Annotated in this window: 6 protein-coding genes; 1 reads left to right on the top strand and 5 read right to left on the bottom strand. The window is 65.9% G+C overall.

The window, feature by feature from the left end:
* The 5 genes from ACLFMY_RS08760 to ACLFMY_RS08740 form a co-directional block, all read right to left on the bottom strand.
* On the bottom strand, window positions 1-422 hold a 422-nt coding region (locus ACLFMY_RS08760), incomplete at its 3' end, for a hypothetical protein (RefSeq protein WP_410764279.1).
* Complete coding sequence (locus ACLFMY_RS08755; protein ID WP_410764278.1) at window positions 419-1,345, bottom strand: PhnD/SsuA/transferrin family substrate-binding protein; 927 nt, start codon at window positions 1,343-1,345, stop codon at window positions 419-421. The genes ACLFMY_RS08760 and ACLFMY_RS08755, both read right to left, overlap by 4 nt.
* Window positions 1,346-1,450: 105 nt before the next feature.
* Window positions 1,451-2,071 carry a phosphoribosyltransferase gene (locus ACLFMY_RS08750; RefSeq protein WP_410764277.1) on the bottom strand — a complete coding sequence of 207 codons (621 nt, stop codon included), beginning with the start codon at window positions 2,069-2,071 and terminating at the stop codon, window positions 1,451-1,453.
* Window positions 2,072-2,098: 27 nt separating this feature from the next.
* Entirely contained in the window at window positions 2,099-2,440 is a 342-nt protein-coding gene (locus ACLFMY_RS08745; protein ID WP_410764276.1) for a zinc ribbon domain-containing protein YjdM, read from the bottom strand.
* A gap of 80 nt (window positions 2,441-2,520) precedes the next feature.
* Window positions 2,521-2,928, bottom strand: coding sequence for a hypothetical protein (locus tag ACLFMY_RS08740; protein WP_410764275.1), 408 nt, complete (start codon window positions 2,926-2,928; stop codon window positions 2,521-2,523).
* Between the two features lie 142 nt (window positions 2,929-3,070).
* Between ACLFMY_RS08740 and ACLFMY_RS08735 the strand changes: the two genes are divergently transcribed.
* A partial coding sequence (locus ACLFMY_RS08735; protein WP_410764274.1) for a hypothetical protein occupies window positions 3,071-3,411 on the top strand: 341 nt, incomplete at its 3' end.

The following is a 3,411-nucleotide window of genomic DNA, read 5'->3' as shown; positions in this document are numbered from 1 at the left end:
ATCGAGTCGCCGAAACGCTCCGGCCGGTGCATGCGCAGAAACGAGGTGCCGTCGTTCAGGCTGACGTGGATCTGGCGGACGTGTAGTGGCCTGAGATCTTCATAGACGGGGTGAAGCGTGCGATAGAGCAGTCCACGGGCACGGTCCCGCGCCGCGCCTTCGTCATCGCCCCGTTCCTCTCCCTGAGCCGCCACGGCCCGCTCGAGCAGCTGCCCCAGCCGCCCCTGGTCCTGCAGCTGCTCGAATACCAGGCCGCTGATGCGACGCGTGCCCTCCACGGTCGCCCCGTACGCTGCCTGCACCTCGGCCTGGTTGATGTCCAGACGCTGCTGGGACAGTTCGCTGTAGCGGGCGTGGATCACCGCCACGAGCAGCAGCTCGAGGACGACGAACACAACCAGGTAGCGGGCGACCCGGTTCATCGGTCGATCCCCGGGATCCCCGAGGGCAGTTGCCGGTCGAGTTCACGAACGCCCTGATAGGCCGAGTCTTCCGCCGGAACGGCGCCGAAGCGAATGGGGGCACCCCAGTGCGACAGGCGCTCGCGGTCGGCCTCGCTACCGGCCGGGTCGAGACCGACGAGCGCCTCGCGGATGGCCGCCCGCTGCGCATCGGTGGTTGTTCGCGGGTTGGCCACCAGCAGGAACCCGGGCAGGGGGTCGGACTCGGCGAGAACGGTCACGTCCAGATGGGCGAACTTCCTCGCGATCGAGGTACGCGCCCCCGCGATCGCGTGCGTGCCGCGCACCACGCTCAGGATCGCTTCCGAGTGGCTGCCCGTGTAATCGAAGTCGTTCGCCGCCAGGCTCGCCCCCTCCCGTCGAAGCAACGCCTCGGTGACCAGGTAGCCACAGGTGGAGTACGGCTGGGTCAGCGCGACGCGCCGCCCCTCCAGGTCCTCGAGATCGATCCGGTCGCCCCCGAAGGCCAGCAGCGCGCAGGTGTACGTCGTCTTTCCGCCCTCGTTGAGAAACTGCACCAGCGGCACGAAGTCCTCGTCCTTCGCGGTCAGGCGCACGTAGGGAAGCGGCCCCAGGTAGGCCACGTCCACCTCGTCGTCGTGCAGGGCCTGGAGGATGCGGCCGTAATCGTCGTAGAAGCGAAAGCGGTAGGCGTCACCGGTGGTCTCGCCGAGGTAGGCGAGCAGCGGGGCGTACTGGGACAGGAGGATCTTTCGATCCTCCATGGGCAGGGGCGCAAAGCGCAGGGTGTCGGCCGACGTCGTCTGCCAGCCGGTCGTCGCGACGAGTGACAGCAGGAGCGCAAGGACCGCCACCCCGCGGCCTGCATGCCCCGACCGGCCACGCCGTCGAGATCCACCCGAGCCGTGTTCAACTGCCGTCACTCTCACCTCCTTGCCGTCCGCCATGCCGTCGTCGGGGGCGGGCCTTCCGTTCCCTGTCGTGGTCGCCGGGAAAATCCGGGCCCGAGACAGACGGTCTCGGTCGATTCAAGCGGGCCGGATACCGTTGTAGAACAATACCCGTTCGATTTCCGAACCGCTCAGAACGAGACCATGGGCTGCTTCCAGCCGCTGCCGGGCCGCTTCGACCGAGGTGGGACACGGGTCCATCTCGCGCAGGAACTGGCCGGCATCCTCGACCACCGCCCAGGGATAAAGCAGCCAGCGCCACTCCTCGACGAAGCCGGAGTGGAAGTCGGCCCGATGCGCGGTGTTCGCCTTTTCGTGCAGCACGGCGGTGCGCAACTCGGCCGGTCGGAAATCTTTCAGGTAAGGCAGTGCGGCGGCGAGCGTGTCACCACTGTCGTTGACATCGTCCACCAGCAGCACCCGGCGACCGGCGATCTCGCCGGAAAGCGGCTCACTGACTTCGGCACGGCTTTCGGCACGCCCGCCGGAGCGGTAGTGACGCAGCTGCAGGCTAAGCAGACGCGACACGTCGAGAAAGTCACACAGGAACCGCGCCGGGGCAAAGCCGCCTCGCGCGACGGCCACGACCGTGTCGGGACGAAACCCGCTCTCGGCAACCTGCCTCGCCACCCGGTCGCAATGGGCGACCACCTCGTCGAGCGTGATCCGCTGGACGGGCATCTCCTGTCGAACGGTCATGTCTCGAATCTCCGTCGGCTCTCGTGATCAGGCCTTCTTGACGAACTCGGACTTGAGCTTCATCGGCCCGAAGCCCTCGATCTTGCAGTCGATGTCGTGGTCACCCTCGACGATGCGGATGTTCTTGACCTTGGTGCCCACCTTCACGGTCCCGGAGCCCCCCTTGAGCCGAAGATCCTTGATCACGGTCACCGTGTCACCGTCGGCCAGCGGGTTGCCGTTGGCATCGCGCGCGGCAGGCTCGGCCTCCTCGCCCGCGGCGTTCCCATCGCCGGACCACTCGTGCCCGCACTCGGGGCAGACGTACAGCGTGCCGTCGTGATAGGTGAAGGTCGAGCCGCACTCGGGGCAATGGGGCATATCGCTCATGAAATATCCGCTATCTGGTGTGAAACGCGGCCATCTTAACGCATTCCACCCCTTTTCCGCGGCGAGACAGGTCGCGGCGATCAGCCCTTCCCGCCGACACGCCCGCGCACCGGTGCGGACAGGAACCGTCGCCGGACCATGCCGGCCGTCAGGGGTTCATCGCGGTTCCAGGGAAACAGCGAGACCAGGCGGGCCATCGCGCAGTAACCGACCAGCACCTGCGCCCAGGTACCGATCGCGGGAATCCAGAACAACCAGTGCATGGCCTCGGGCAACGCCACCAGCAACAGGAGCAGGTAGAAGAACCGCACCTGCACCGGGAACGCGGTCAGGCGGTCGGCCCGCAGGGCAAAATGAGCCAGGTTGATCACGGTGAAACCGACTGCCAGTAGCAGCCCCATCGGGTCGATCAGCAGCCCGTAGCTGAGCAGCATGGCCGTCACCAGCCAGTACCACCATCCGACGTCCTTCACTTCCAGCATCAGCATCGTCACCCTCCTTGTCGTGGTTGCCTTCCCGGCGATAGATGGTAGCCGGCGTTTCATTAGTCTTCTACACATCAGGCCGAGCCGTCGACTACCGGATTGATCTACGCTTGGTCGGTAGAGAACAGCAGGGGAGGATATGCCGGTGGAATCCGACTGGATCAAGCGAACGTATTTCAGTGATGAGCAGTTGCAGGCCGCCGACGACTACCTGCGGGAAACGGGTGCCGACCTGTCGCTGGACCGACGCACGAATGCCGGGCAGGCCGGTGATTTCCGGCTGTTCGTCAACAACGACAGCCACGACATACACGGCTACCTGGGGCATACCGAGGATGGCGACATCGCGATCATCGTGCCCGAGGCTTCGGTCACCCTGAAACAAGCCCCGCTGATTCCCGGCGATCAGGTCATCCTGGACGCCGGTGAAGAGCGGTTCATCGGCCGACTGCGACAGACATTTCACGGCCGACGCACCGAGGACCC

It is taken from the genome of Guyparkeria sp., assembly GCF_046545975.1.
Classification (GTDB): Bacteria; Pseudomonadota; Gammaproteobacteria; order Halothiobacillales; family Halothiobacillaceae; genus Guyparkeria.
Note: the sequence above shows the minus strand (reverse complement) of the source record. Positions and strands in the feature narration are given on the sequence as shown.